Source organism: Flavobacterium sp., from assembly GCF_028712645.1.
GTDB lineage: Bacteria > Bacteroidota > Bacteroidia > Flavobacteriales > Flavobacteriaceae > Flavobacterium.
The window spans coordinates 5334-32211 of record NZ_JAQTPQ010000008.1 but is presented as its reverse complement, the minus strand read 5'-3'; the positions used below and the strand labels follow the sequence as shown (position 1 = coordinate 32211).

Here is a 26878-nt window from a genome sequence, read left to right as displayed (position 1 = left end):
CATTCCAGCAAATTTTAAACTTGCCAAAATATCTTCTTTTTCGAGCTCGGGATGGTCTTCAATTATTTCATCGACTGACATTCCTGAACCCAAAAGGTCAATAATCATTTCTACAGTCCAACGCATACCTCTAATAGCAGGTTTTCCGTGGACAATTTCTGGGTTTATTGTTATTCTGTCTAATAAATTCATAATTTGACATTTAGATAACAAAAATACAAAAAATATCATAGTCATAGCTCATTTGTGATATACAATTTTTAGAGTAACATCCCTAATAATCCAACAACTCCAACAATTCCTTTTCAAATCTGTTTTTGGGTAAATACTGGTCTTCCAAAGCTTTTGTGAAAGGAATTGGAGTGTCTAAACTCGCCACACGTCTTACCGGCGCATCGAGATATTGGAAACAATTTTCCATTATTAATGCTGAAATATCACTGGCTATTCCACCAAATAATGAGTCTTCTTGAAAAATGATTACTCTTCCCGTTTTCTTGGCAGAAGCATAAATCGCTTCAGTATCCAAAGGTTGCAAGGTTCTTAAATCCAATAAATCAGCTGATATTTCTGGATTTTTCGCCAAAGTTTCCAAAGCCCAATGAACGGCTGCACCAAAAGCAATAATGGTAACCTGATTCCCTTCTTTCAATAAAGCCGCTTTTCCTAGCTCAATGGTATAATAATCTTTTGGAACGTCTTGGTAAACACTTCGATACAATTGTTTGTGTTCAAAAAATAAAACCGGATTGGGGTCATTGATAGACTCATTCAACAAACCTTTTGCATCGAATGGAAATGCGGGATAAACTACTTTCAATCCTGGCGTTTTGGTAAACCAAGCTTCGTTAGTTTGCGAATGAAAAGGTCCAGCTTGTGTTCCGCCACCGCAAGGCATTCGAACTACCACATCGGCCTTTTCTTGCCATCGGTAATGCGATTTGGCTAATAAATTCACAATTGGATTGAATCCCGTAGAAACGAAATCGGCAAACTGCATTTCGACAACCGCCTTGAATCCGTTGATAGATAATCCCATTCCAGCCGAAACTACTGCGCTTTCGCATATTGGTGTATTCCGAACGCGTTCTTTGCCAAATTGCTCTACAAATCCATCGGTAATTTTGAAAGCACCACCATATTCAGCGATGTCTTGCCCCATAATAATCAAGTTTTCGTAGCGTTCCATTGATTGTCTCAAACTACTGGAAATGGCATCAATAAAACGAATATTTTCTACATCATTCGAATATTTAACTTCTTGAAATACAAATGATTTATAAACATCATTTAATTCTTCATCATAAGAAGCTATGATTTCGGGTTCAGCATCGGCAAGAGCCAGATTTTCATCAATTTCTGTCTTGATTTCACTGCGCAAAGCTGAATCAAATTCTTCCGAAAGGATTCCGTTCTTGGCCAAATATTTCCTGTAATTATTAACTGGATCTTTTATTGCCCACAAATCCATCAAGGCTGAAGGTACATATTTAGTGCCACTCGCCTCTTCGTGACCCCGCATTCTGAAGGTTTTGAATTCCAATAAAACAGGACGAGGATTTTCAATCATAGAAATTTTCAACTCTGATAATTTATTGAACACTTCAACAATATTATTTCCGTCAATGATGTGACTTTCCATTCCATAACCTATTCCTTTATCAGCAATATTTTCGCAACGAAATTGTTCGTTTGTGGGTGTCGAAAGTCCGTAACCATTGTTTTCGACAATGAACATTACGGGCAATTCCCAAACCGAAGCAATATTCAAAGCTTCGTGAAAATCACCTTCACTTGTAGCTCCTTCTCCGGTGAAAACGGCGGTTATTTTTCCGTTTTTCTTCAATTTGTTGGCCAAAGCTATTCCGTCAGCAACACCTAATTGCGGCCCCAAATGCGAAATCATTCCAATAATCTTGTATTGTTGTGTGCCAAAGTGAAAACTGCGATCACGACCTTTAGTAAAACCATTGGCTTTGCCTTGCCATTGTGAAAAAAGCCTGTATAATGGAATATCTCTTCCAGTAAAAACACCTAAGTTTCGGTGCATTGGTAAAATGTATTCATCTGTATCCAAAACCGCCGTAACCCCAACAGAAATGGCTTCTTGACCAATACCAGAAAACCATTTTGATACTTTCCCTTGGCGAATAAGAATCAACATTTTTTCTTCAATTAACCTTGGTTTTAATAATCTTTTATATAAATCTAATAATTGATTATCTGTAAGATTTTTTCTGTCGAAATTCATTGGATTAACATTTTTAATTGCAGTTCAAAAGTATGAAAAAATAACAGTTTCATCTGTTTTTGTTATATTTTTTAAATTTATTTCTAGCTTTTAAAATTCGGAATTAGAATTATTCTTTATATTTGTTGGTTCGAGATTTTAAGACTTTAAAGTTACAAAAATAGTGTATGCAAAAAATTCCTAGTGTTGACTTGCGTGATTTCCTTTCGGACGACCCGAAACGCAAACAAAAATTTGTAAATGAAATCGGAAATGCTTTTGAAGAAATTGGATTCGTTGCCTTAAAAGGGCATTTTTTAGACGACCAATTAGTCGAAGAATTGTATGGCGAAATTAGAAACTTTTTCGCTTTACCATTAGAAACCAAAAACGGTTATGAAATTCCTGGAATTGGAGGTCAAAGAGGTTATGTTTCTTTTGGAAAAGAACACGCCAAAGGCAGAAAAGAAGGCGATTTGAAAGAGTTTTGGCACTTTGGACAATATGTAGAAAAAAACTCTAAATACGCTTCAGAATATCCTGATAATGTTGAAGTAAAAGAATTGCCACGCTTTAATATTGTGGGTAAAGAAGCATACCAAATGTTGGAAAAAACTGGTGTTTATGTATTGAGAGCTTTGGCTTTACATCTAGGTTTAGACGAGTTTTATTTTGATGAATATGCCCAAGAAGGCAACTCCATTTTAAGACCCATTCATTATCCTCCAATAACTTCCGAGCCAGAAAATGCTATTCGTGCCGCAGCCCACGGTGATATCAATTTGATTACGCTTTTGATGGGTGCTCAAGGTCGTGGTTTGCAAGTTCAAAATCACAATGGAGATTGGATTGATGCCATTGCTCAGCCAGACGAATTAGTCATTAATGTTGGTGATATGCTTTCACGTCATACAAATAACAAATTGAAATCTACTATTCACCAAGTGGTAAATCCTCCAAGGGAATTATGGGGAACTTCTCGATATTCCATTCCGTTTTTTATGCATCCAGTAAGTGATATGAAATTAGATTGTCTTGAAAATTGCGTTGATGCCGAAAACCCGCAGCAATTCGAAAACATCACCGCAGGAGAATATCTTTACGAAAGATTAGTAGATCTAGGATTAATCAAAAAATAAAAATGGAACGCAGATGACACGGATTTCCTATTTATTATATATTTAATAGAGTCCAATTGTAATTAGTATTAGTATCATTTGTCACGCTGAAAGCGTCTCAACACTCGAGAGCAATATAGTTTAGACGCTTCCAGCGTGACAAGCAGTAAGAACAAATAGTGTCAAATCGCCTTATCCGCGTCCCAAAAAAAATAAAAATATGGACTTACAAGAACAACTAAAAAATTTATTTCCCGACCATATCGAATCGGAACCCGAAGAAATTCAGGAAGAAGATCACGTACTTTTCATTCAAAAAGAACCCATAATTTGTAAATTCGAAAAGCGAAAAGGAAAAGCCACTACGATAATCGAAGGCTACGAAGGAACTGACGAAGATTTTAAGATTCTTGCCAAAGAAATTAAAACAAAGTTAAGCGTTGGCGGAACTTTCAAAGACGATTCCATAATCATTCAAGGAGATTATCGAGACAAAATTATGCAAATTCTCAAAGAAAAAGGCTTCAAAGTAAAACGAGTTGGTGGGTAAATTGCAGATTTCAGAATGCAGATTTCAGATTAAAAACAATAATACTAATAATTAGCTTTGTGTGCTTTGCGAAAACTTTGCGCCTTTGCGGTAAAAAAAAAACAATGATTAAATCATCAGAATTAATACTCAATCCAGACGGAAGTGTCTATCATTTGAACTTACAACCAGAAAATATTGCCAACGACATTATTTTTGTTGGAGACCAAAACCGTGTTGAAAAAATCACGCAATTTTTTGACAGCATCGAGTTTTCGACTCAAAAAAGGGAATTCAAAACCCAAACAGGGATTTTCAAAGGCAAACGAATTACCGTAATGTCAACAGGAATTGGGCCTGACAATATTGACATCGTGATGAACGAATTAGATGCTTTGGTCAACATCGATTTGAAAACTAGAAAGCCAAAAGAAAATCTAACTTCTTTAAACATTATCCGAATTGGAACTTCGGGTTCATTGCAAGCCGATATTCCCGTTGATAGTTTCGTTATGGGGAAATTTGGGTTGGGATTAGACAATATGCTTCGCTCCTATTTGATTGATGAAATCTCAGAAATCGCTATGGAAGATGCTTTCATCCAACACACCAATTGGGATTTAAAAAAAGGACGACCTTATGTGATTTCTTGTTCTGAAAAATTAGAAAAACGTATGGAAAGCGATAAAATATTCAAAGGAATAACAGGAACTGCTGGTGGATTTTATGGTCCACAAGGACGTGTATTGCGTTTGAATATTCAGGATGAAAACTTAAATGCTAAAATGGACAGTTTCGACTATAATGGAACCCGAATGACGAATCTCGAAATGGAAACGAGCGCTATTTATGGCTTGGGGAAATTATTGGGTCATAATTGTTTATCCTTAAATGCTATTATTGCCAATCGTGCTAATGGAACTTTTAGCGAAGATCCATACAAAGCTGTCGATGAATTGATTGGGTATGCTTTGGAAAAATTAGCGGAATAGCCTATGAATTTAATCCTCGAAACCAACAGACTTATTCTTCGTGAACTAAGACTTTCTGATGCAGAAGCTTTTTTTGCAATGGACAGCAATCTTAATGTTCATAAATATTTATGGAATAAACCTGTCCAAACCATTGAAGAAACCCACGAAGTGATTGCCTTTGTCAGAAAACAATATGTTGACAATGGCATTGGGAGATTTGCAATGATTTTGAAAGAAACCAATGAATTTGTCGGTTGGGCTGGAATAAAATATAATACTGAAGAGGTGAATAACAAAACTAATTTCTACGATATTGGGTATAGATTAGACGAAAAATTTTGGAGAAAAGGATACGCAAGTGAAGCAACATTTGCTTGGCTAAAATATGCTTTCGAAACTATGAATATCAAAACTATGGAAGCTGCAGCGCATTCTGACAATGCAGCTTCTAATAGAATTCTTCAAAAAATTGGAATGAAAATGACTGAACAATATCTAGAAGATGGTGTTTCTTGGAATTGGTACCAATTAGAAAATGAAAATTATTAACTAATTATTTTTTTACGTTTTTAGCATAAAGCTGTCTCCCAAGTTCTCCCAAAAAAGGCAAACCTACCGCATTAAGTTCGTAAATATCGTCATTGAATATCTGGTCTTTATTGACCAAAAGAGTCGCAGAAACTATAAACTCAACCTTGTTTTCCGTGTCAACAATATAAGCACAATCTATGATTGTTCCATAAGCATCTCCTGGTTTATTATAAATTTTAATATTGGCTGGAATGTTGTCTTTTGTGTCACCAAACATAAAAAATTTGCAATAACCATCGTAGTAAATTGCAGGATCATAACCTGCATTTTTGGGTACATTTTGCATCGAAAAAAGAATGAATTCTCTATCCTTTGCTGTCAAATTAAAACGTTCCGATTTTGAGAAAGCCTCTGGAAAAATTATTCTTTTCATCGTGTTCTGAAGTGTTTCCAACGGGTAATAATTCTTATTCGAAAAGTCAAACGGTTCGTTAACTAACTTGTCATCTTTCATATATCCAATTCCTTTTTTGAGATGATGCAATTGTAAAGGAACGCTCGGTTTATTCTGAATCGCTGGCAAATTCATAATGGAATTATCATCTTTATACAGTGTAATGGGTTTCGTAATTGGATTTCCCGCATCGGGAGCGCTAACTCTGTTCGACACTCTAAAAGGTGTCAAACCCTTGGATTTCATACTATCATTTAAATAATCGAATCCAATAAACTCTAATAAATTAGTACTGGCTTCATTGCTACTCACTGCAAAAACCTTAGTAATTTCTTCCGAAAATCGAAGCTTATCCGGGTTTCCTTCAATCATATATTGAGTGTCTTTTGAAGTATTTTTAATGGTATTTAACTTTTCTAAAGCTAAAATTGCCATTGGAAATTTCACTGTACTTGCAGGATAATAGTAATTATTAGCATTCAAATGATAAGTAAAATCTTTAAAACTGACTTTGTTATTTTTATCCCTCAAAATTTGGGTATAAATAATTTGAAGTTCAAACGCTTCTGGATTTGACATAACTGTTTTTATCTTCGGATTATCAGAAGCCAATGCTGTTTGCAATATGTTTTTCTTTGTTGAAGAACATCCAAACTCCAAAAAAATTAACGTTATTATTAGTAAACTACGGCAGATTTTCATTTGAATTGAGTTTTGATTATGATTAGAAATGCCATTCTATTGAACGAATCCCTTTTTCTTTCAAATATAAGTTAGATTTACTAAAATGTCTGTTTCCAAACCATTTTCCTTGATTAGCACTCATCGGTGATGGATGTCCCGATTCTAAAACCAGATGTTTTTTTCTATCAATTTTAGAACCTTTCTTTTGAGCAAAACTTCCCCAAAGCAGGAAAACTACATTCTCTTTTTCGTCCGAAATTTTCCGAATAACTGCATCGGTAAAAAGATTCCATTTCAAATGTTTATGACTGTTTGGATTGTCCATTCTGACAGAAAGTGAAGCATTCACAAGCAAAACGCCTTGTTTTGCCCAATGTTCTAAATTGCCAGAAGTTGGAAAAAAAATAGTACCCAAATCGTCATTCAATTCCCGAAAAATATTGCGCAAGGAAGGCGGAATTTTAACTCCATCGTTGACCGAAAAGCACAATCCATTGGCTTCACCTATCCCGTGATAAGGATCTTGACCAATAATAACAACTTTCAAATCATCAAACGAACAATAATCAAAAGCAGCAAATAGTAATTCTTTTGGAGGAAAACAAGTATGATTTTGATATTCTTCATCGACAGTTTTCATTAAATCCGTGAAATACGGTTTCTGGATTTCATCCGATAAAATGGTTTGCCAAGAAGGATTGAGTTTGGGTTGCATTATATTAAAATTTACCTAATTCAGTTTTTATAACCACTTCCAATTTTGGTAAATAATCCTCACATATTTCATAAACAATCTCATAATCCAACATTTCGTAATGATGAGAAATAAAATCCCGAAATCGAATGATTTTGTTCCACTCCATTTCTGGATAATTGGTTTGCAATAAATTGTTTTTTCTTGAGGTGTTTTTTAGGCTTTCTCCAATAGCTTGAAGTCGAGTAACAATGGAATCTAGTAAAGTCTTTCCATAATCAGTTGCAATAAAATCAATTGGATTATGAATTTCAGAAAATCTTTTATTACAAATGTTGACGTGATCCAAAATAGTTTCTAGCGAGTATTTGTAAACACCATCATACATAAATTAAATCTTTTTTAATGTTATTAAGAAATCGCTCGGATAAATGAGGTCCTTTTCTAACAATCTCAATTTTGGAATTTAATTTGTTTTCTAAATAAGAATACAGACCCATTAATAAGCTATAAGATGGCTCTTTAAATTCGACAATGAAATCAACATCACTTTCCTTATTTTCAATTCCTTTTGCATAAGAACCAAATAAAGCTATGGTAACAACCCCATAATTATCTTTGAGGAATTGCTTATCTGTTTTTAAAGTCTTGATTATTTCGTCCTTTTTCATTTAACAAATATAAATATTATTTTTTTAGATTATTACAACTTAACAACTTTGTAACTTTGCAGTTATGCAATTCAAAAATTAAATGATATCCATAACCCAAAAAACGCTTCAAGATTTACAATTTCCAACCGTTCTCGAAACCATTTCGGCCATTTGCAACACCGATATAGGCAAGCAAAAAGCCTTAGAAATCATACCTTTCAAGGACAAGGAAACGTTAATGAATGCCTTGATGCAAACCTCGGAATATGTTTCTTCTTTCCAAAATAACAATGCCATTCCCAATCACGGATTTGATGCGATAACTTATGAAATTAAGTTTTTGACAATAGAAGATAGTTTTCTAGAAGTAGGCGGTTTCAGAAAAATTGCCACCATTTCAGATACCACGAATTTTATGTTGAACTATTTCAAGAAATTCGATGACTATTATCCTTATTTAAATCGAAAAGCTTCAGAAATTCAAATTACGAAGGAAATCAGTAGCTTGATTGATGTTGTGGTCGATAAATATGGCGAAATAAAAGACAATGCTTCTCCACAATTACAAGAAATTAGAAGAGAAATGAATCTGGTTCGTGGAAAAGTGAATCAGAGTTTTGGTGTGGCTTTAACGCAATACAATTCGTTAGGTTATCTAGATGATATTAAGGAAAGTTTTGTTCAAAATCGTAGAGTTTTGGCGGTTTTGGCAATGTATCGCCGCAAAGTGAAAGGTTCTATTTTAGGCAGTTCAAAAACGGGAAGCATCGCTTATATTGAACCAGAAACTACCTTGAAATATTCCCGAGAATTGAGCAATTTGGAGTATGAAGAGAAAGAAGAAATCACTCGAATTCTGAAACAATTATCCAACCAAATTCGACCGTTTTTGCCTTTGCTTATCCAATATCAAGATTTTCTAAGCGATATTGATGTGGTGGCTGCCAAAGCAAAATATGCCAATAGAATCAATGGAATTTTGCCGACAATTACAGAAGAAAAAAGATTGTATTTTAGAGATGCCTTTCATCCTATTTTGTATTTGAATAACAAACAAAAAAAAGAAATTACCTATCCTCAAACATTCGAATTGAACCAGGAAAAAAGAATTATTGTAATTTCTGGACCCAATGCAGGTGGAAAAACCATTTCACTTAAAACTGTAGGATTGCTCCAATTAATGCTACAATCCGGAATGTTGATTCCTGTTCACGAACGCAGCGAAACCTTTTTATTCGACAGAATATTAACTGACATTGGAGACAACCAATCCATTGAAAATCATTTGAGTACTTACAGTTACCGATTGAAGAATATGAACTACTTCTTGAAGAAATGCAACAAGAAAACAATGTTCTTGATTGATGAATTTGGTACTGGTTCTGACCCAGAATTGGGAGGTGCATTGGCAGAAATTTTCTTGGAAGAATTCTATCATCGGGAAGCTTTTGGAATCATAACTACGCATTATTCGAACCTGAAAATTTTGGCAAACGAATTGCCTTTTGCTATCAATGCCAATATGTTGTTCGACGAAAAAACTTTAGAACCGATGTATAAATTGGTTTTAGGTCAAGCCGGAAGTTCGTTCACCTTTGAAGTTGCTTTGAAAAATGGAATTCCTTACGGTTTGATTAATCGTGCCAAGAAAAAAATTGAAGTCGGAAAAGTACGTTTTGATAAAACCATTGCCACACTTCAAAAAGAGCGTTCGAAAATGGAAAAAACGTCAATCAATCTAAAAGAGGAAGAAACTCGAGCACGAGAGGAAAGCAAAAAAATGGAAACTATCAACGTGAAAATCAAACAAAAACTGGAAAGTTACCAGGAATTGTATGATAGTAACCAAAAGACAATTTACATTGGACAAAAAATTGAATCTATTGCCGAAAATTATTTCAATAATAAAAACAAAAAAGATCTTATTGGCGAATTCCTAAAATTGGTAGAAATCGAAAATTCAAAACGTATTAAAATTGCACCTCGAGAAGCTAAAAAAATTGTCGAGAAGAAAAAAGAAATCCTAAAAGAAGTCGAAGTAAAAGTTGAAGAAATTCGAGTGATAAAAAAAGAAAAGAAGCTAAAACCCGTCATCGAAAAGCCAAAAGCTATTTTAAAAGTGGGTGACAGAGTTCGAATGATTGACGGAAAAGCGGTGGGAAGTATTGATACTATTGAGAAAAACAAGGCAACTGTCAATTACGGAATGTTTACTTCGAAAGTGAGTTTAGATCTATTGGAGTTAGTAGAAGCTGTAAAAAAATAATTTTAAATTATGCAAAACTTACCCCAAAATAAAAAAATAATACTCTTTGACGGCGTTTGTAATTTATGCGATTCGGCAGTACAATTTGTAATCAATCACGACAAAAAAGATATTTTTAGATTTGTTCCTTTGCAATCCGAATTAGGTCAAGAAATTTTAAAACATATCGGAATCAATCCTCAAAATATAGACAGTATCATTCTTTATGAACCTGGAATTGCCTATTATTACAAGTCTTCAGCAGCTTTGGAAATTTCGAAAAGTATTGGTGGATTTTTCCATATAGGAACTATTTTTAGAATTATTCCAACTGGAATTAGAAACTATCTTTATGATTACATTGCCAAAAATCGCTATCAATGGTATGGCAAAAAACAAAGTTGTTTAGTTCCTAAAGAAGAATTAAAGTCAAAATTTTTGTAAAATCATTAACTATGACAATTATCATATTTATTATCCAGCAATACTACTAAATTTGACTAATAAAAAATTTGAGTTATGGGAAATATACCACTGTATTCTTGGGGAAATGGGTCATTTATTATGATTGGTGTTTTTAGTTTTGTAATAATTGTATTAGTTGGGGCTGTTATCTTGATGATGAATTCTGATAAGAAAAAATAAAAAAGAGGGAAACTAAATAGCTCCCCTCTTTTTGTTTTAAATAAATTATAAAATTAGAATCACCCTCTAATCAATTTTCTATATTTCAATCTTTTAGGTGTCAAATCACCACCTAAACGTTTCCTTTTGTTTTCTTCATAATCAGAAAATCCGCCTTCAAAATAATACACTTCGGAGTTGCCTTCGAACGCTAGAATATGCGTACAAATTCTATCTAAGAACCATCTGTCGTGTGAAATTACAACGGCACAACCTGCAAAATTTTCTAAACCTTCTTCCAAAGCTCGTAGCGTATTGATGTCCAAATCATTCGTAGGTTCATCTAATAAAAGTACGTTTCCTTCTTCTTTCAAAGTCATTGCCAAGTGCAAACGGTTTCTTTCTCCACCGGAAAGCATCGATACTTTCTTGTTTTGCTCTCCACCTCCAAAGTTGAAACGCGATAAATAAGCACGAGAATTTACTTGTCGTCCACCCATCATAATCAATTCCTGACCATCGGCAAAATTTTCCCAAATTGATTTATTGGGATCAATATTCGAATGCGATTGATCTACATAGGCTATTTTTACAGTGTCACCAACCGAAAATTCACCATTATCAGTTTTTTCTTCTCCCATTATCATCTTGAAAATGGTCGATTTTCCAGCTCCGTTAGGTCCAATAATTCCAACAATTCCAGCTTGTGGCAAGGTAAAATTCAAATTATCATATAGCAGTTTTTCTCCAAAAGCTTTCGCTACACCTTTCGCTTCTATGACATTAGTTCCTAATCTTGGCCCATTTGGAATATAGATTTCCAGTTTTTCATCCAATTGTTTTTGGTCTTCATTCAACAGTTTGTCATAGTTCTGCAAACGAGCTTTTTGTTTGGTTTGACGACCTTTGGCACCTTGACGAACCCAGTCTAACTCCCGTTCTAAGTTTTTTCGACGTTTCGAAGCTACTTTTTCTTCTAAAGCCATTCGATTCGACTTTTGTTCCAACCAAGAAGAGTAATTTCCTTTCCAAGGAATTCCTTCTCCTCTATCGAGTTCCAAAATCCAGCCAGCCACATTATCCAAAAAGTATCTGTCGTGCGTTACTGCAATAACGGTTCCGGCGTATTGTGCCAAATGTTGCTCTAACCAAAGTACGCTTTCGGCATCCAAATGATTCGTAGGCTCATCTAAAAGCAAAACATCAGGTTGTTGCAATAACAAACGACATAAAGCCACACGGCGACGCTCACCACCAGATAAATTCTTGATAGGTGTATCACCTTCTGGAGTACGCAATGCATCCATTGCAATCTCTAATTTTGTATCAATTTCCCAAGCACCAAGAGCATCAATTTTATCCTGCAACGCCGCTTGACGATCCATCAACTTGTCCATTTTATCAGCATCCTCGTAATTTTCTGGAAGACCAAATAAATCATTTATATCATTGTATTCTTGAAGAACAGCCATTGTTTCGGCAACTCCTTCTTGAACAATTTCTAGAACAGTTTTAGTTTCATCTAATTGTGGATCTTGTTCTAAATAACCAACCGTATAACCTGGTTGAAAAACAACATCTCCTTGATAATTTTTATCGACTCCTGCAATGATTTTTAAAAGTGAAGATTTTCCGGAACCATTGAGTCCCAAAATTCCAATTTTTGCTCCATAAAAGAAACTTAAATATATATTTTTAAGAACAGGTTTATCTGCTCCTTGATAAGTTTTACTCAATTTTTGCATTGAGAAAATTACTTTTTTATCGTCTGCCATTTTTTAATTTGTAATTTAAATAATTATTATAATCTTCCTTTTAATGAACTAAATACCCAAGCATTGGCTAAAAAACCTATACCAACAGCTGCAAATCCCCAACCTGCAACGTCATCATAACGAAAAGCACCTAATGCTATGAGTAATATTCCCATCACTAACATCAATAATGTTGCCCATCCTAAAATGGTGTTTTTATTCATTCCCATAATTGTAATTGTATTTTTTGAAGTTGTAAATATCGTGAATTTTCACGGCTAATTAAAAATTTTATAAAGCATTTCTCTTAACAAATCCGATTGTGGCAAGGCATTAGCACCAACTCCTTTACTTTTCACATCAACATCTCTCAAAGCAGCAACAATCTGACTCACTTTTCGCATTGGATAATTACGCAAAGCAACATCGTATTCTTTCAAAAAAAATGGATTTACTCCCAAAACTGAAGCAACATTTTTAGGATTTCGGTCTTTCAAACCGTGGTATTTTAGCAATTGAACAAAAAATCCAAAAACTAAACTTGTAGTCATTACAATTGGATTGTCTTTTGGGTTTTGTGCAAAATTATCCGCAATAGTGTAGGCTTTGAATTGGTTGCGTTCGCCAATGGCTTTCCGCAATTCGAAAACATTAAAATCTTTGCTAAAACCAATATTATCCTCAATATGTTTAGGTGTAATGGTACTTCCTTTCGGTAAAATGATTTGCAATTTTTCTAATTCGTTATTGATTTTACTCAAATCCGTACCCAAAAATTCTACTAGCATTGCATTGGCTTTAGGCTCAATTGAATAATTTTTTCCTGATAAAACCCGTTTAATCCAATCGCCAACTTGATTTTCATATAATTTTTTACTTTCGAAAACAACACCAACTTTGTCCATCATTTTGGTCATTTTCTTGCGCTTGTCCAACGTTTTGTATTTATAGCAAAAAACTAAAACTGTAGAAAGCATTGGGTTTTCGACATAACTTTCGAGTTTATCAATGGTTCGTGACAAATCCTGCGCTTCTTTAACAATCACAACTTGGCGTTCCGCCATCATAGGATAACGTTTGGCTGTCGAAACAATGTCATCTATCGAAACATCGCGTCCGTATAAAACCGTTTGGTTAAAACCTTTTTCGTCTTCCGTCAGCACTTTATCTTCAATATAATCGGATAATTTATCGATATAATAGGACTCTTCACCCATCAAAAAATAGATTGGTTTGATGTTTCCCGCTTTGATATCATTGACTATTTTTAAAACTTCGTCCATTTTTTGTGTTTCAGGTTTCAGGTTTCAGGTTTCAAGTTGTGCTACCTGAAACTTGAAACCTGAAACTAAATTAACTATTTTTGCAAGATGCAGCAATTGAATTTTCCTTCTTATTCTTTTCGTTTCAAAAATAGCGAAAATAAAGTGTCTATTTTCGATGAAATTAGGAAAAAATTTATCATTCTCACTCCCGAGGAATGGGTTAGGCAGCACGTGGTTCGGTTTTTATTAGAAGAAAAAAAATATCCTAAATCATTAATTAACGTCGAAAAAGTTTTAAACGTCAACGGATTACGAAAAAGATACGACATTGTAGTTTTCAATCCCGATGGTTCCATTTTTGTTTTAATCGAATGTAAAGCTCCCGAAATTAAAACGGCACAAGCTACTTTTGACCAAATTGCCCGCTACAATATGACACTGAAAGCCGAATATATGATGGTAACCAATGGTCATAATCATTACTTTTGCCAAATGGATTTTGAGAATGAAAAATATGAGTTTTTGAATGAATTGCCGGATTACGAGAAAAGAATATAGAAAATAGATTAAAGACTATAGACAAATTGATAAAATAAATAATTAAGTTCATAAAAAATGCAAATAATAACTACATCTATTTCATTCATTTTATTGATAGGATTGATTGTTTCACCTTCATTTATAATATATAAGCTAAACCAACTGAATGTGAAGTATAACTTTATTCTTTATATAATTTCTGCAATTTTAATAACTTCAATTTTAACATTATTTTTTGCGTGGTGGTCACACTACTCTGATAAAATTCTTCTTTCTTATTATGGTTACAATTTCGATTCGATGAATGATATTGAAAGATTTGAAAATGTTTCAACTGAAAACCTAGACAAAGTAAAAAACTTAGAAATGAGTATGATGGGAATTGGTTGGCCTCTAAAAGCAATTATGTCTTATTTAGTTTATTGCCCATATCTCCTGATTGTATATATTATCACTTTTTTTTACACTAAAATGAAAAAGAAAAATATTCAAAAACGGCTAAACGATGTAGAAGCTATAAATCCGAAAATCTAAAATATCTAAATGAAAATAGCCGTTGTCATACTCAATTGGAATGGGACAAAATTATTGGAAAAGTTCTTACCCTCTGTTGTACAATTTTCTACAGAAGCTGATATTTATGTTGCCGACAATGCCTCGACTGATGATTCTATTGCGTTTGTGAAAGCGAATTTCCCAATGGTTAAAATCGTGGTAAACGAAAATAATTTTGGCTTTGCCCAAGGTTATAATGAAGCTTTGAAACATATCGATGCTGAGATTTATGCCTTGGTTAATTCCGATATTGAAGTGACCCAAGACTGGCTAAAACCTATCAGTGAAACATTCAAAAACGAACCAAAAACAGCTATCATTCAACCTAAAATACTAGATTATAAACGAAAAGAATATTTTGAATATGCAGGCGCAGCAGGTGGATTTATTGATAAATTTGGTTATCCCTATTGTCGTGGACGTGTTTTTGAAACTTTAGAAAAAGACAACGGACAATATGATGACAATTGCGAAATTTTCTGGGCTTCGGGTGCTTGTTTTTTTATTCGAAGTTCAGTTTATAATGGGTTGAAAGGTTTTGACAGTGATTTTTTTGCTCATCAGGAAGAGATTGATTTATGTTGGAGAGCATTCAATAAAGGATTTAAAATAAAATACAATTGGCAATCTGTTGTTTATCACGTTGGCGGAGCGACATTGCAACAAGGAAATCCGAAGAAAACCTTTTTGAATTTCAGAAATTCATTGTTGATGATGGTAAAAAATTTACCAAAAAATCAGTTGTTTCCTATACTATTCATTCGTTTAGTATTAGACGGAATAGCTGGAGTACAATTTTTTTTTCAAGGAAAATTTAAACATTTATGGGCTATTTTAAAAGCTCACTTTGCATTTTATTTACTTGTTAATGTGAATTATAAGAAAAGAGATTTATTTCAATCTGAGAAATACTATAAAATAAAAAGCATTATTTTTCAATATTATGTCAAAGGTGGCAAGGTTTTTGAAAAATAATTTTAACATAAATTTAAACCTTATTTCTAATCTTAAAAAACTAACTTTGTAATTCACGTTTAATTAAATTTTATCCTCTATGAAAAAAACGCTCATTGCCCTATCCGTATTAATGATTATGACTTCTTGTGTTTCTAAAAAGAAATATGCTGATCTTGAAGCCAAGAACAAAGAAACTCAAGATTTATTAAATACTTGTACTGTAAAACTGAATTCTTGTTTAGAAGAAAAAGCAGGTCTTAAAGCTAGTGTTGATGGTTTGAAAGAACACAATCAAACTTTGATTTCACAATCAAAAGATATGACTGTTTTGACTACAAAAGGAGCTGAAAATATTGAGAAAGCTCTAGAATCAATCAAAGAAAAAGATTTGAAAATTAGCAGAATGCAAGATGCATTAACTAAAAAAGATAGCGTTACACTTGCTGTTGTAACAAGTTTGAAATCTTCGGTTGGAATTTCTGATCCAGATATCGAAATCAATGTTGAAAAAGGAGTTGTTTTTATCCAAATCGCTGATAAATTATTATTTAAAAGTGGTAGCTACGATGTAACCGACAAAGCTAAAGCAGTTTTGGCTAAAGTAGCAAAAGTAGTTAATGACAAACCAGATTTTGAATGTATGGTAGAAGGAAATACCGATAATGTTCCTTATATCAGTAACGGAGTTTTACTTGACAACTGGGATTTGAGTGTAAAACGTTCTACTTCTATCATTCGTGTTTTAGCTAATGATTTGAAAGTGAATCCAGCACAATTGATTGCTGCAGGAAGAAGTTCTTATGTTCCTTTAGTTGAAAATGACACCCCTGAAAACAAAGCAAAAAACAGAAGAACTCGTATTGTTGTGTTACCAAAAATTGACCAATTCTATGAAATGGTTGAAAAAGAAATGAAAAAACAACAAAAATAAAATAGTATTCAGTTTATTTGAAATGAAAAACGTCTCGAGCAATCGGGACGTTTTTATTTATACTCAAATTGCCAAAAACTAAAGAATATCCAAACTACCCTTCCCTTCTCTAACAACGACAGGTTCATCGCCAGACAAATCGATAATTGTAGAACCCATATTATCTCCATAACCACCATCAATAACCATATCGACAAGGTTTTGCCATTTCTCAAAAATAAGTTCTGGATCCGTTGTGTATTCAATCACGTCATCTTCATCGTGAATGGAAGTGGAAACAATTGGATTACCCAATTGACGAACAATTTCTAAAGCAATTGAATTATCTGGAATACGAATCCCAACAGTAGTTTTCTTCTTAAATTCTTTAGGCAAATTATTATTTCCAGGCAAAATAAAAGTATAGGGTCCTGGCAAAGCTCTTTTTAACAATTTAAAAGTTGCTGTATCCACTTGCTTCACATAATCAGAAAGATTGCTCAAATCGTGACAAATAAAAGAGAAATTGGCTTTGTCCAGCTTCACTCCTTTTATTTTAGCAATACGTTCCAAAGCCTTGGTATTGGTAATATCACAACCCAAACCATAAACAGTATCTGTTGGATAAATAACCAAACCTCCGTCTTGCAAAACCTTCACAACTTTGGCAATTGCCGCTTCGTTAGGTTTGTCTTCGTATATTTTTATAAATTGTGCCATCTCTTTTAGTTTAAAGTTTAAATTGTTTAAAAGTTTAAAGTTGTATTGGCTTAAACAATTTTAAACCATCTTTAAACAACTTTTAAACTTTTTTATCATCCAATCACATCCAATTTCGCAAATCTTAACAATAATTTTTTGATTCCACCCACCTCAAATTTGATTTCGGCTTTCTTATCTGCACCAGCTCCTTCAAGATTTAGCACTTCGCCTTTACCAAAACGTTCGTGCATCACGATATTTCCAGCAACCAGTTTATTGTCAAATAAATTAGCCGAACCCGAACCTGAATTACTAGAAACAGGTTTCAATTTACGAATATTTAATTCAGTTCTTGCTCCCCCTTCGGGGGCTGGGGGGCTTCCTGCAGTTGGTTTTGCCAAACGCAATTTTGATTTGTCAATATCCCCAAAAATATCACTGTCAATCATTGGTTTATAGCGATAATTATTTTCTTCGGGAGTAAGATATTCTAAAAATTGACCATCAATTTCTTCGATAAAACGCGAAGGTTCACTATCCGTCAGTTTCCCCCAACGGTAGCGGGATTGCGCATAGGTCAAATACGCCTGATGTTCTGCACGAGTTAAGGCGACATAAAACAAACGGCGTTCTTCTTCCAATTCGCTTCTTGTACTCATACTCATCGCACTTGGAAACAAATCTTCTTCCATTCCCACAACAAAAACGTGAGGAAATTCCAGACCTTTAGCCAAATGTATTGTCATCAACGCCACACGATCTTCGTCGGAAGTGTCTTTGTCTAAATCGGTTGCCAAAGCAACATCTTCCATAAACTCAGATAATGCGCCACGAGCTCCGTCAATTTCTCTTTGACCTTCGGTAAAATCCTTGATACCGTTTAATAATTCCTCAATATTTTGAATTTTTGCCATTCCTTCTGGAGTCGCATCTTTCTTTAATTCTTGCACTAATCCTGTTTTTTTGGCTACGTGATCGGTAATAAAAAAAGCATCTTGATTTTCGTTAATTACCTGAAAACTCTGAATCATCGTTACAAAATCTTGTAGTTTTTGCTTGGTTCCTGAGTTCAGTTTTAAGTCAATTTTATCAATATTCTGCATTACTTCAAATATCGAACGCTTGTAATGATTGGCTGCAACAGTCAATTTTTCGACCGTTGTATCTCCAATTCCACGAGCTGGATAATTAATAACCCGAATTAATGCTTCTTCATCTTTCGGATTAATGACCAATCGCAAATAACACAAAACATCCTTGATTTCTTTTCTTTGGTAAAAAGACAAACCACCATAAATTCTATACGGAATATCCCGTTTTCTTAGCGCATCTTCCATTGCTCGCGATTGCGCATTGGTACGATACAAAATAGCAAAAGCTCCATTATGCAATTGATTTTGCATCTTTTGTTCCCATATGGTACTGGCTACAAAACGACCTTCTTCACTATCTGTGATGCTGCGATGTACTTTTATTTTGGCACCACTGTCATTGGCTGTCCAAACTATTTTGTCAAGTTTAGTTTTATTTTTATCAATAATTGAATTCGCCGCTTCCACAATATTTTTTGTCGAACGGTAATTTTGTTCTAATCTAAAGGTTTTCACGTTCTCATAATCCTTTTGGAAATTCAGAATGTTATTGATATTGGCACCTCGAAACGCATAAATACTTTGAGCATCATCACCAACGACGCATATATTTTGGAATTTATCCGACAATGCCCGAACAATTAAATATTGTGAATGGTTGGTATCTTGGTACTCATCAACCAAAATATAGCGAAAACGGTTTTGGTATTTCGCCAAAACTTCAGGAAAACGAGTTAGCAATTCATTGGTTTTCAATAATAAATCATCAAAATCCATAGCTCCAGCCTTGAAACAACGCTCTACATAATTTTGATAAATTTCGCCCAAACGAGGTTTTTTGCTCATCGCATCAGCTTCCTGCAATTCGGGATTATTGAAATATGCTTTTACAGTTATCAAACTATTTTTATAGGATGAAATTCGGCTTAAAACTTGTTTGGGTTTATAAACATCTCTATCCAATTGCATTTCCTTGATAACTGCCGAAATCAACCGAACAGAATCTTGAGTATCATAAATCGTAAAATTGGAAGGATAACCTAGTTTATCAGATTCAGAACGAAGAATTCGAGCAAAAACGGAGTGGAAAGTTCCCATCCAAAGATTCTTGGCTTCGTTAGAACCTACAATATCTGAGATACGCTTTTTCATTTCGCGAGCTGCTTTATTGGTGAAAGTCAAAGCCAAAATGCTAAAAGAATCCACTCCCAAACTCATCAAATAAGCAATACGAATAGTCAATACACGTGTTTTTCCAGAGCCTGCACCAGCAATAATAATCATTGGCCCATCTTTTTGGAGAACGGGTTCACGTTGGGCTTCGTTAAGTTGGTCGATGTATTTGCGCATAAAAATTTTCTGTTGAATGCAAAAATAAGGATTTAAGAATTAAAAAAAGGAGGTTGCTATTAATCAAAATAATTTAACCGCAGATTCGCAGATTATGAACTGATTTAAACTTTCTTGAATTCAACTAATAAATATGCTCTGAGGGGAAATTCTTTTGGATAAACAAAATATTAATAAATGCCACCAATGGGGTCATCAAACATTTCCCAACCAGAATTACACTCGTGCCATTACGCAACAGTTTAAAGAGCAAATCTAATTTACGTTTTTTTTATGTACTGTAATCGTTAGCTTAAGGAGTCAATTTGGTGCAAATAGGTGAAAGTACTACCAACGGGTTAAATTATCAAATATAAACATCGATATTAATGGCAGAAAATGGATTTTTACACATCAACAAAAAACAGAAACAGCATCAAGAGTTCTCTTTCTCTTACATCCTATTTTCCATAAAAACTAATCCAAAAATATACAGCACATCAACAATGTATAAATTTTAAGAGACAAAATGAATAGCATTACTAAACTTTCAAAAGCAAATTAATTTTAATTTTTGTAGCTTGTCAGGAATTTGCATTTACTTTGTCTAATAACGACAATTAGTAAACGAATACGATGAAATTTCTAATAACAACAATTGCTGTAATTTTAACAACTTTCTGTTTTGCTCAAAATACAATTCCAAAGATTTTAGAGAAATTAAACAATAAATCGGTTCCTTACATTAGTGTTGCGGCACTCCAATCAAAGGAGAATTATATTTTACTGGATGCCCGACAAATCAAAGAATTTAATGTTAGCCATATTGAAAATGCCATAAATATAGGATTTGATAGATTCGATAGCAAAAAAGTTACCACAATTCTAAAAGATAAAAATGCTACTATTGTGGTGTATTGTTCCATTGGAGTTCGGAGCGAAAAAATTGGTGAAAAACTACAGAAATTGGGTTATAAAAATGTATTCAATTTATACGGAGGTATTTTTGAATGGAAAAATAATGGCGGAAAAGTAGTAACTAATCAAAATGTCGAAACCGATAAAATTCATACTTTCAATAAAGAATGGAGTGTTTATCTAAAAAAGGGAACTAAAGTTTATGAAGACTAACGCACTGATAATTTTTACCCGAAATCCTCAATTAGGAAAAGTAAAAACCCGATTGGCAAAAACAATTGGCAATGAAAAAGCTTTGGAAATTTATAAAGATTTGCTCCTTCATACAATGAATGAAACCCAAAATTTAGATTGTGATAAATTTGTTTTTTATGATGAAAATATAGAAACTAACGACTTATGGTCAGTAAATTTCTATGAAAAAAAAGTGCAATTTGGTTCCCATTTAGGAGCTAAAATGCAGAATGCTTTTCAAAAATTATTTGATTTAGGGTATCAAAATTGCATCATAATTGGGAGCGATTTATTTGACCTGAAATCCAATCATATCAATGAAGCTTTCAATAAATTAGAAAGTAATGATGTTATTATTGGTCCAGCAGAAGATGGTGGTTATTACTTGTTAGGATTGAAAAAAGTAATCCCTTCCATTTTTAAAAATAAGAATTGGGGAACTTCTACCGTTTTGCCGGATACTTTGAAAGATTTAGAAAATTATAAAATTGAATTTTTAGAAACCCTCAATGACATTGACACCTTTGAAGATTTAGAAAAAAGTAATTATTACAAATTTCTAAAGAACAGCTAAACCAAAATGGAAAAGTACATCGATATAATAATCAATTCTTACGGAGGCTATTTTGGCTACTTAATAAACGAAATTCTATATTGGAATTGGAACAACTATTTTTACGGATTATTGGCAATTTCATTAGTAGTTTGGCTATTAGAAATTGCCTTTCCTTGGCGAAAAAATCAACCTATATTCCGAAAAGATTTTTGGCTAGACTTGTTCTATATGTTTTTCAATTTCTTTCTTCTAAATCTAATCATTCTCATAGCATTATCCAATGTTACCGAACAATTATTAAACGATTTTTTGTCCTTTTTCGGTTTTCAATTAGCCTCAATTCAGCTTTTTTCACTTTCAGCATTACCGAAACCTTTTGGATTACTTTTATTTTTTATTTTAGGCGACTTTATACAATGGAATACGCACCGATTATTACACCGAATTCCATTTCTTTGGCAAGTTCACAAAACGCATCATTCACCCAAACAAATGGGGTTTGCGACACAATTTCGCTACAATTGGATGGAAGCAATTATCTATAAATCCATCCTATACATTCCGTTGATACTCGTTGGCGGTTTTACCCTTGAAGATGTTTTTATCGTTCACTTTATTGCCATCGCAATCGGACATTTGAACCACGCCAATATTGGTTGGGATTACGGTTTTTTGAAATACATTTTCAACAATCCAAAAATGCACATTTGGCATCATAGCAAAGAATTGCCCACAAAATATGGTGTCAACTTCGGAATTTCATTAAGTGTGTGGGATTATCTTTTTAAAACCAATTTTATTCCAGCAGACGGACGAGATATCGAATTAGGATTTGACGACGAAAATAGCTTCCCAAAAGACTTTGTTAAACAAGAATTTTACCCATTTCAAAAATAATTTGTCAGGTTTTCTAATTTTTGATGTCTATACAGTAAATTAAAATACACTAAAAATGAAATCGAAGATTCACGAATACGAACAAATAATAATTATGAGTAAAAAATACATTTTAGCATTACTTTTTCTGCCGTTTATTTCGTGTGCAAAGAGCAATAATACAATTCCTGAAATTGCTTACGGCACGCAAACCCAAATTACGACTGATCAAAAAACCATCGATCACAAACAATGGAATGATTTATTGCAAAAACACGTCTCTAACAAAGGAAATGTTGATTATAAAGGTTTCCAAAAAGATGCCGCAGCTTTGCAATCCTATTTGAATGTATTAGCAAAAAATCCTCCTGAAAAATCGTGGTCAAAAAATGCCGTACTTGCTTATTGGATTAATACTTACAACGCTTATACCGTTAAATTGATTTTGGATAATTATCCTGTAAAAAGTATTAAAAAAATAGACAATCCTTGGGATACAGCATTTTTTACTTTGGGAAACAAGAAATACAGTTTAGGCGAAATTGAACATAAAATATTGCGTAAAATGAACGAACCAAGAATTCATTTTGCCATCAACTGCGCTTCTTTTTCTTGTCCAAATTTAGCAAATGAAGCATACACAGAAACCGCTCTGGAGAAACAACTAGAAACTGCTGCAAAATCATTCGTGAATGATAGAACTAAAAATACAATTGCATCAGATAAAATTGAAATTTCGAGTATTTTTGATTGGTTTTCAGGCGATTTTAAAACCAAAGGGACGTTGATTGATTTTCTAAATAAATACAGTTCCATAAAAATCAATAAAAATGCAAAAGTCAAATACAAAGAATACAACTGGAATTTGAATGAATAAAATTTCCATAATTATTCCCATACTCAACGAAGTCGATGCTATACATCGACTTTTGCTGCATTTAGAAAACACAATTTCAAAAACCATTGATTATGAAATTATTGTGGTTGATGGTGGCAGTAACGATGGTTCTCAAAAAACAGTTCAAAATCATCAAAAAGCAAGACTTATTAATTCCGAAAAAGGACGAGCAAAACAATTAAATACAGGTGCAAAAGCAGCTTCGGGAAATATATTGTATTTTTTGCATTGCGATAGTTTTCCTCCTAAAAATTTCGATATATATGTATGGGAACAAGTTCAAAATGGAAATCAAGCTGGTTGTTTTCGTTTGAAATTTGACCATTTACATCCTGTTTTATTGGTTTCGCAATGGTTTACCAGAATAAATCACATTTCGTGTCGTGGTGGCGACCAATCCTTATTTGTTACCAAAGAATTATTTAATGAAATTGGCGGTTATGATGAGAATTACATCATTTATGAAGACAATGAAATTATAAAACGATTGTATCAAAAAGGAAAGTTCGCAGTCATTCCAAAATACCTGATTACTTCTGCCAGACGCTACCGAGAAAATGGTGTTTGGACTTTACAATATCATTTTACAGTCATTCATCTCAAGCGAAGATTAGGGCATTCTGTTGAAAGTATGTTGGATTATTACAGAAAATATGTAAAATAGTTTGTCAGGAAATCACAATAGGCAAGTCTATTATCGCAACAAAACAAACCCATTTATGGAAAATATTGTCATTATAGGTAACGGAATTTCAGGCGTTACACTCGCTCGTCATATCCGAAAACAATCCAATCATAAAATTACCATTATCTCTTCGGAAACGGAATTTTTCTTTTCTCGAACCGCTTTAATGTATGTTTTTATGGGACATATGAAGTTTGAACACACTCAACCTTATGAAAATGATTTTTGGAAGAAAAACAATATCAATCTCATAAATGGTTTAGTTGAACACGTAAACACAAAAGATAAAGCACTTATTTTAGATGATGACACCATTATCAATTATGATAAATTAGTTATTGCAACAGGTTCAAAACCGAATAAATTTGATTGGCAAGGTCAGGAATTAAAAGGCATTACGGGTTTGTATCACAAGCAAGATTTAGAAACCTTGGAAGCTTTTGCGCCAACTTGCCAACGAGCAGTTATTGTTGGTGGTGGTTTAATCGGAATTGAACTTGCCGAAATGCTTCGTTCACGCAATATTGAAGTTACTTTTTTAGTTCGTGAAAAAAGTTTTTGGGATGCAGTTTTGCCTTTCGGCGAAAGCCAAATGATCAATCGCCATATTCTTGAACATCATATTGATTTGCGATTAGAAACGGGTTTACTCAAAATTCTTTCAGATGAAAATGGCAACGCAAGAGCTGTTGTGACTGACAAAAATGAAACCATCGAATGTCAAATTGTGGGTTTAACTGCTGGTGTTTCTCCCAATATCGATTTTCTTAAAAATTCTGGAATTGCGTTAGGTCGAGGTGTTAAAGTCAATCGTTTTCTAGAGACTAATATCAAAGATATTTTTGCCATTGGAGATTGTGCCGAACAACACGAAAGCATTGGTTTACGCCGACCGATAGAAGCCGTTTGGTACACGGGTAGAATGATGGGCGAAGCATTGGCTCAAACATTGACAGGAAATCCTACGCAATACAATCCTGGACATTGGTTCAATTCTGCCAAATTTTTGGACATTGAATACCAAACTTACGGTTGGGTTTGGGCTCACAAAAAAGACTACGAAGAGCAATTTTATTGGGAACATCATTCGGGCAAAAAAGCCATTAGAATTTCGTTCCACAAAGAAACTAGAGTGTTTTTGGGTATAAATACTTTTGGAATAAGAATGCGTCACGAGTTTTTTGATAAAGTGCTTACCGAAAATCAATCGGTAGATTATGTCATTCATCATTTGGCGGAAGCCAATTTCGATCCTGAATTTTTCACCTCACACAAAAAAGAAATCCAAGAACATTTTGTAAAACAATTTGTGGGATTAAAAACGGTTTAATTATGAGCAAATCAGCACAAAATATCTCGATAGCTTCACATCAAGATAATAGGACAAATACATTTCAAAAGTTAGGTTTAGCTATTGGTTTTATTGGACTATTCATTTTAACATTGGCATTTTTTAATGTTAGTTTTCCAAATAAAACGCTTTGGTTTAGTATTTCAATAATCTCAATTTTTGTTGGAATTATCATCTATGCTAGAAGCACTTATTTGTCTCGACCAGAAGGCATCAGCAATAACGGACTTTTTCATAAATCATTTACCAACAAAGGAGTTCTTGCTTGGATAATTGGTATTTTACTAACCTCCTTTTATGTCGTTTTATATTGGTTTCCAAAATATTTAGGTTTAGGTGAAAACGGAGAAGCAAATTCAGGAATTGTTGGCTTCTTCGACCCATTAAGTTTAGTATTGAATGGCAAAATTGCCAGTCAATGGTTTGTTTACGGAACGCTTTATACAGTTGCTATTCTTGGTTTGGGCTACAAATTCATTCTAAAATACCGACACAACAAATACCAATTGGTTCGTACCATTTCGGTACTATTTTTCCAATTGGGTTTTGCTTTTTTGATACCTGAAATACTCGAAAAATTAAATCCAGGAAAGGAGTATTTTGCTAAAGACTTAAAAAATATGTGGCCTCTCAATTATTATTTCTTTAATGATTGGCATTTAAAAGGACTGCTAAATGGTGGAAACCTCGGAATGTTTATGCTTGTTTTCGGTATCGCAATGATATTCATTATTTCGCCAATATTAACCTATTTCTATGGCAAACGTTGGTATTGCTCTTGGGTTTGTGGTTGTGGCGGATTGGCTGAAACAGCGGGAGACAGCTTTCGTCATTTATCCATTTCAACCCAAAAAGCTTGGAAAATAGAACGCTGGATGATCCATTCCGTTTTAGTGTTTTCGTTTGTGATGACAATTGCTGTAATCTTCACCTTTTTGTCCAATAATCCAGAAATGAGCTTCATTACTAAAGACCAATTTGTGGATGGGATTGTAATTTTTTTAATTGTATTTACGGGTATTTTATACATTTTTAAACACAATGATTTAGATACGGATGCCAAATTCACAATGGTTTCTTTGGTTGCAATTATTATCATTTCAATAGCAATAAATTACTTTTCAGAAAATCAAAATATTCTTTTTATAGACAGTAATTCACTTCGTGAATGGTATGGTTTTGCCATTGGTGCAGCTTTTAGCGGTGTTATTGGTGTGGGGTTTTATCCGTTATTAGGCAATCGGGTTTGGTGCCGTTTTGGTTGTCCGATGGCAGCAATTTTGGGATTGCAACAACGCTTGTTTTCAAGATTTAGAATTACGACAAATGGAGGTCAATGTATCTCTTGCGGCAATTGTACAACTCATTGCGAAATGGGAATTGATGTCCGAAGTTATGCCCAAAAAGGCGAAAACATTGTGCGCTCTTCTTGTGTTGGTTGTGGTATTTGTTCGGCAGTTTGTCCTAGAGGGGTTTTAAAATTAGAAAATGGTGCTGAAGAAGGAAGAATAAACGCGAATG

General features: G+C 33.7%; 29 protein-coding genes. 18 read left to right on the top strand and 11 right to left on the bottom strand.

Annotation, left to right across the window (positions count from 1 at the left end; genetic code table 11):
- On the bottom strand, positions 1 to 192 hold a 192-nt coding region (locus tag PHC28_RS01250), incomplete at its 3' end, for a DUF433 domain-containing protein (protein WP_300095835.1).
- An 82-nt stretch (positions 193 to 274) separates the two neighbouring features.
- Entirely contained in the window at positions 275 to 2251 is a 1977-nt protein-coding gene (locus PHC28_RS01245; protein WP_300095832.1) for a dehydrogenase E1 component subunit alpha/beta, read from the bottom strand.
- Between the two features lie 167 nt (positions 2252 to 2418).
- On the opposite strand from PHC28_RS01245, the gene PHC28_RS01240 reads away from it, so the two are divergent.
- From PHC28_RS01240 to PHC28_RS01225, 4 genes are all read left to right on the top strand, one after another.
- A complete protein-coding gene (locus PHC28_RS01240) occupies positions 2419 to 3369 on the top strand; it encodes a 2-oxoglutarate and iron-dependent oxygenase domain-containing protein (protein ID WP_300095828.1) in 951 nt (316 codons plus the stop codon).
- Between the two features lie 199 nt (positions 3370 to 3568).
- Complete coding sequence (locus PHC28_RS01235; protein ID WP_300095825.1) at positions 3569 to 3898, top strand: translation initiation factor; 330 nt, start codon at positions 3569 to 3571, stop codon at positions 3896 to 3898.
- 104 nt (positions 3899 to 4002) lie between these two features.
- Positions 4003 to 4869, top strand: coding sequence for a nucleoside phosphorylase (locus PHC28_RS01230; RefSeq protein ID WP_300095822.1), 867 nt, complete (start codon positions 4003 to 4005; stop codon positions 4867 to 4869).
- Between the two features lie 3 nt (positions 4870 to 4872).
- Positions 4873 to 5400 carry a GNAT family N-acetyltransferase gene (locus tag PHC28_RS01225; protein ID WP_300095819.1) on the top strand — a complete coding sequence of 176 codons (528 nt, stop codon included), beginning with the start codon at positions 4873 to 4875 and terminating at the stop codon, positions 5398 to 5400.
- A gap of 4 nt (positions 5401 to 5404) precedes the next feature.
- Here the strand turns inward: PHC28_RS01225 and PHC28_RS01220 are convergent, their stop codons facing one another.
- From PHC28_RS01220 to PHC28_RS01205, 4 genes are read right to left on the bottom strand one after another with little or no spacing between them, the layout of a single operon-like run.
- Positions 5405 to 6538 carry a serine hydrolase gene (locus PHC28_RS01220; protein ID WP_300095816.1) on the bottom strand — a complete coding sequence of 378 codons (1134 nt, stop codon included), beginning with the start codon at positions 6536 to 6538 and terminating at the stop codon, positions 5405 to 5407.
- A 22-nt stretch (positions 6539 to 6560) separates the two neighbouring features.
- Positions 6561 to 7235: a uracil-DNA glycosylase gene (ung, locus tag PHC28_RS01215; RefSeq protein ID WP_300095814.1), complete on the bottom strand. Its 675-nt coding sequence runs from the start codon at positions 7233 to 7235 to the stop codon at positions 6561 to 6563.
- 4 nt (positions 7236 to 7239) lie between these two features.
- Positions 7240 to 7602: a HepT-like ribonuclease domain-containing protein gene (locus PHC28_RS01210; protein ID WP_300095812.1), complete on the bottom strand. Its 363-nt coding sequence runs from the start codon at positions 7600 to 7602 to the stop codon at positions 7240 to 7242.
- Complete coding sequence (locus PHC28_RS01205) at positions 7595 to 7885, bottom strand: nucleotidyltransferase domain-containing protein (protein WP_300095809.1); 291 nt, start codon at positions 7883 to 7885, stop codon at positions 7595 to 7597. The genes PHC28_RS01210 and PHC28_RS01205 overlap by 8 nt, the downstream gene beginning before the upstream one ends.
- A gap of 82 nt (positions 7886 to 7967) precedes the next feature.
- Here PHC28_RS01205 and PHC28_RS01200 point away from each other — a divergent pair, with 82 nt between their 5' ends.
- The 3 genes from PHC28_RS01200 (at position 7968) to PHC28_RS01190 (ending at position 10757) form a co-directional block, all read left to right on the top strand.
- Positions 7968 to 10133, top strand: a complete 2166-nt coding sequence (locus PHC28_RS01200) for a DNA mismatch repair protein MutS (protein WP_300095805.1) — start codon at positions 7968 to 7970, stop codon at positions 10131 to 10133.
- Positions 10134 to 10142: 9 nt separating this feature from the next.
- Positions 10143 to 10556: a thiol-disulfide oxidoreductase DCC family protein gene (locus PHC28_RS01195; RefSeq protein ID WP_300095802.1), complete on the top strand. Its 414-nt coding sequence runs from the start codon at positions 10143 to 10145 to the stop codon at positions 10554 to 10556.
- A gap of 75 nt (positions 10557 to 10631) precedes the next feature.
- Positions 10632 to 10757 (top strand): hypothetical protein, encoded by a 126-nt coding sequence (locus tag PHC28_RS01190; RefSeq protein WP_300095799.1) that lies wholly within the window; start codon positions 10632 to 10634, stop codon positions 10755 to 10757.
- A gap of 59 nt (positions 10758 to 10816) precedes the next feature.
- Here PHC28_RS01190 and ettA read toward each other — a convergent pair whose 3' ends face one another.
- From ettA to holA, 3 genes are read right to left on the bottom strand one after another with little or no spacing between them, the layout of a single operon-like run.
- Positions 10817 to 12511, bottom strand: coding sequence for an energy-dependent translational throttle protein EttA (gene ettA / locus PHC28_RS01185; protein WP_300095796.1), 1695 nt, complete (start codon positions 12509 to 12511; stop codon positions 10817 to 10819).
- Between the two features lie 26 nt (positions 12512 to 12537).
- Complete coding sequence (locus tag PHC28_RS01180) at positions 12538 to 12720, bottom strand: CAL67264 family membrane protein (protein WP_300095793.1); 183 nt, start codon at positions 12718 to 12720, stop codon at positions 12538 to 12540.
- Between the two features lie 48 nt (positions 12721 to 12768).
- Positions 12769 to 13773, bottom strand: a complete 1005-nt coding sequence (gene holA / locus PHC28_RS01175; RefSeq protein ID WP_300095790.1) for a DNA polymerase III subunit delta — start codon at positions 13771 to 13773, stop codon at positions 12769 to 12771.
- A gap of 87 nt (positions 13774 to 13860) precedes the next feature.
- Between holA and PHC28_RS01170 the strand changes: the two genes are divergently transcribed.
- From PHC28_RS01170 to PHC28_RS01155, 4 genes are all read left to right on the top strand, one after another.
- The gene (locus tag PHC28_RS01170) at positions 13861 to 14313 is read left to right on the top strand and encodes a type I restriction enzyme HsdR N-terminal domain-containing protein (protein ID WP_300095787.1); all 453 of its coding nucleotides are present in this window, start codon (positions 13861 to 13863) and stop codon (positions 14311 to 14313) included.
- 57 nt (positions 14314 to 14370) lie between these two features.
- Positions 14371 to 14829 carry a hypothetical protein gene (locus PHC28_RS01165; protein WP_300095784.1) on the top strand — a complete coding sequence of 153 codons (459 nt, stop codon included), beginning with the start codon at positions 14371 to 14373 and terminating at the stop codon, positions 14827 to 14829.
- 9 nt (positions 14830 to 14838) lie between these two features.
- Entirely contained in the window at positions 14839 to 15825 is a 987-nt protein-coding gene (locus tag PHC28_RS01160) for a glycosyltransferase family 2 protein (protein ID WP_300095781.1), read from the top strand.
- A 79-nt stretch (positions 15826 to 15904) separates the two neighbouring features.
- Positions 15905 to 16738 (top strand): OmpA family protein, encoded by an 834-nt coding sequence (locus tag PHC28_RS01155; protein ID WP_300095777.1) that lies wholly within the window; start codon positions 15905 to 15907, stop codon positions 16736 to 16738.
- A 78-nt stretch (positions 16739 to 16816) separates the two neighbouring features.
- Here the strand turns inward: PHC28_RS01155 and PHC28_RS01150 are convergent, their stop codons facing one another.
- Entirely contained in the window at positions 16817 to 17437 is a 621-nt protein-coding gene (locus tag PHC28_RS01150; protein WP_300095774.1) for an L-threonylcarbamoyladenylate synthase, read from the bottom strand.
- A 95-nt stretch (positions 17438 to 17532) separates the two neighbouring features.
- Positions 17533 to 19860: an ATP-dependent helicase gene (locus PHC28_RS01145; RefSeq protein WP_300095771.1), complete on the bottom strand. Its 2328-nt coding sequence runs from the start codon at positions 19858 to 19860 to the stop codon at positions 17533 to 17535.
- A 615-nt stretch (positions 19861 to 20475) separates the two neighbouring features.
- On the opposite strand from PHC28_RS01145, the gene PHC28_RS01140 reads away from it, so the two are divergent.
- The 7 genes from PHC28_RS01140 to PHC28_RS01110 all read left to right on the top strand — a co-directional run.
- Positions 20476 to 20970, top strand: a complete 495-nt coding sequence (locus PHC28_RS01140; protein ID WP_300095768.1) for a rhodanese-like domain-containing protein — start codon at positions 20476 to 20478, stop codon at positions 20968 to 20970.
- Positions 20960 to 21565, top strand: a complete 606-nt coding sequence (locus PHC28_RS01135; protein ID WP_300095766.1) for a TIGR04282 family arsenosugar biosynthesis glycosyltransferase — start codon at positions 20960 to 20962, stop codon at positions 21563 to 21565. Before PHC28_RS01140 ends, PHC28_RS01135 begins: the two co-directional genes overlap by 11 nt.
- A gap of 6 nt (positions 21566 to 21571) precedes the next feature.
- Positions 21572 to 22444: a sterol desaturase family protein gene (locus PHC28_RS01130; protein ID WP_300095764.1), complete on the top strand. Its 873-nt coding sequence runs from the start codon at positions 21572 to 21574 to the stop codon at positions 22442 to 22444.
- Positions 22445 to 22499: 55 nt separating this feature from the next.
- Positions 22500 to 23300 (top strand): DUF547 domain-containing protein, encoded by an 801-nt coding sequence (locus tag PHC28_RS01125; protein WP_300095762.1) that lies wholly within the window; start codon positions 22500 to 22502, stop codon positions 23298 to 23300.
- On the top strand, positions 23293 to 23985 hold the full coding sequence (locus tag PHC28_RS01120; RefSeq protein WP_300095760.1) for a TIGR04283 family arsenosugar biosynthesis glycosyltransferase: 693 nt from the start codon (positions 23293 to 23295) through the stop codon (positions 23983 to 23985). The genes PHC28_RS01125 and PHC28_RS01120 overlap by 8 nt, the downstream gene beginning before the upstream one ends.
- A 55-nt stretch (positions 23986 to 24040) precedes the next feature.
- Entirely contained in the window at positions 24041 to 25336 is a 1296-nt protein-coding gene (locus tag PHC28_RS01115) for an FAD/NAD(P)-binding oxidoreductase (RefSeq protein WP_300095758.1), read from the top strand.
- A 2-nt stretch (positions 25337 to 25338) separates the two neighbouring features.
- A partial coding sequence (locus PHC28_RS01110) for a 4Fe-4S dicluster domain-containing protein (protein WP_300095755.1) occupies positions 25339 to 26878 on the top strand: 1540 nt, incomplete at its 3' end.

Bases quoted from the DNA above. Each gene is read 5' to 3' on its own strand.
- PHC28_RS01195 (WP_300095802.1), top strand. From the start codon at position 10,143: ATGCAAAACTTACCCCAAAATAAAAAAATAATACTCTTTGACGGCGTT.
- PHC28_RS01150 (WP_300095774.1), bottom strand. From the start codon at position 17,437: ATGGCACAATTTATAAAAATATACGAAGACAAACCTAACGAAGCGGCA.
- PHC28_RS01160 (WP_300095781.1), top strand. From the start codon at position 14,839: ATGAAAATAGCCGTTGTCATACTCAATTGGAATGGGACAAAATTATTG.
- PHC28_RS01120 (WP_300095760.1), top strand. From the start codon at position 23,293: ATGAATAAAATTTCCATAATTATTCCCATACTCAACGAAGTCGATGCT.
- PHC28_RS01140 (WP_300095768.1), top strand. From the start codon at position 20,476: ATGAAATTTCTAATAACAACAATTGCTGTAATTTTAACAACTTTCTGT.
- holA (WP_300095790.1), bottom strand. From the start codon at position 13,773: ATGGACGAAGTTTTAAAAATAGTCAATGATATCAAAGCGGGAAACATC.
- PHC28_RS01235 (WP_300095825.1), top strand. From the start codon at position 3,569: ATGGACTTACAAGAACAACTAAAAAATTTATTTCCCGACCATATCGAA.
- PHC28_RS01225 (WP_300095819.1), top strand. From the start codon at position 4,873: ATGAATTTAATCCTCGAAACCAACAGACTTATTCTTCGTGAACTAAGA.
- PHC28_RS01220 (WP_300095816.1), bottom strand. From the start codon at position 6,538: ATGAAAATCTGCCGTAGTTTACTAATAATAACGTTAATTTTTTTGGAG.
- PHC28_RS01190 (WP_300095799.1), top strand. From the start codon at position 10,632: ATGGGAAATATACCACTGTATTCTTGGGGAAATGGGTCATTTATTATG.
- PHC28_RS01125 (WP_300095762.1), top strand. From the start codon at position 22,500: ATGAAATCGAAGATTCACGAATACGAACAAATAATAATTATGAGTAAA.
- PHC28_RS01240 (WP_300095828.1), top strand. From the start codon at position 2,419: ATGCAAAAAATTCCTAGTGTTGACTTGCGTGATTTCCTTTCGGACGAC.
- PHC28_RS01230 (WP_300095822.1), top strand. From the start codon at position 4,003: ATGATTAAATCATCAGAATTAATACTCAATCCAGACGGAAGTGTCTAT.
- ettA (WP_300095796.1), bottom strand. From the start codon at position 12,511: ATGGCAGACGATAAAAAAGTAATTTTCTCAATGCAAAAATTGAGTAAA.
- PHC28_RS01145 (WP_300095771.1), bottom strand. From the start codon at position 19,860: ATGCGCAAATACATCGACCAACTTAACGAAGCCCAACGTGAACCCGTT.
- ung (WP_300095814.1), bottom strand. From the start codon at position 7,235: ATGCAACCCAAACTCAATCCTTCTTGGCAAACCATTTTATCGGATGAA.
- PHC28_RS01205 (WP_300095809.1), bottom strand. From the start codon at position 7,885: ATGAAAAAGGACGAAATAATCAAGACTTTAAAAACAGATAAGCAATTC.
- PHC28_RS01170 (WP_300095787.1), top strand. From the start codon at position 13,861: ATGCAGCAATTGAATTTTCCTTCTTATTCTTTTCGTTTCAAAAATAGC.
- PHC28_RS01135 (WP_300095766.1), top strand. From the start codon at position 20,960: ATGAAGACTAACGCACTGATAATTTTTACCCGAAATCCTCAATTAGGA.
- PHC28_RS01180 (WP_300095793.1), bottom strand. From the start codon at position 12,720: ATGGGAATGAATAAAAACACCATTTTAGGATGGGCAACATTATTGATG.
- PHC28_RS01130 (WP_300095764.1), top strand. From the start codon at position 21,572: ATGGAAAAGTACATCGATATAATAATCAATTCTTACGGAGGCTATTTT.
- PHC28_RS01165 (WP_300095784.1), top strand. From the start codon at position 14,371: ATGCAAATAATAACTACATCTATTTCATTCATTTTATTGATAGGATTG.
- PHC28_RS01245 (WP_300095832.1), bottom strand. From the start codon at position 2,251: ATGAATTTCGACAGAAAAAATCTTACAGATAATCAATTATTAGATTTA.
- PHC28_RS01155 (WP_300095777.1), top strand. From the start codon at position 15,905: ATGAAAAAAACGCTCATTGCCCTATCCGTATTAATGATTATGACTTCT.
- PHC28_RS01210 (WP_300095812.1), bottom strand. From the start codon at position 7,602: ATGTATGATGGTGTTTACAAATACTCGCTAGAAACTATTTTGGATCAC.
- PHC28_RS01200 (WP_300095805.1), top strand. From the start codon at position 7,968: ATGATATCCATAACCCAAAAAACGCTTCAAGATTTACAATTTCCAACC.
- PHC28_RS01115 (WP_300095758.1), top strand. From the start codon at position 24,041: ATGGAAAATATTGTCATTATAGGTAACGGAATTTCAGGCGTTACACTC.